General features: G+C 51.8%; 1 protein-coding gene. It reads right to left on the reverse strand.

Annotation, left to right across the window (positions count from 1 at the left end; all coding sequences use genetic code 11):
* The coding region (gene tssI / locus C5471_RS23740) for a type VI secretion system tip protein TssI/VgrG (RefSeq protein WP_166296726.1) at positions 1-361 on the reverse strand (361 nt) is incomplete at both ends.

Consider the following 361-nt stretch of genomic DNA (forward strand, 5'->3'; position numbering starts at 1 on the left):
GCATGAATAAACACTTCCTCGCTGCCGTTTTCATCCTCAAAACGCAATTCGTTAAAGCCATTTCCTTTATGGGTTTTGGTTCTGAATGTGGTACGGGTCTTTTCCGCCGGTAAATTCAACGGCGGACGGTTAAGCGCGTTATAGGTGCATCCGGTAATAATCGGGCGGTCAATATCGCCGTTGAGGTAGGAGATAATCACTTCCTGACCGACTCGCGGTGTCGCCAGAAAGCCAAATCCGTTGCCATTCCAGCCTTGTGCCACCCGTACCCAGCAGGAAGCCTGGTCGTCCGGCGCATCGTAACGGTTCCAGTGGAAGTGAACGCGAACCGCCCCCTCTTTATTGACGTAGATTTCTTCTG

The organism is Photorhabdus tasmaniensis (assembly GCF_011189505.1).
GTDB lineage: Bacteria > Pseudomonadota > Gammaproteobacteria > Enterobacterales > Enterobacteriaceae > Photorhabdus > Photorhabdus tasmaniensis.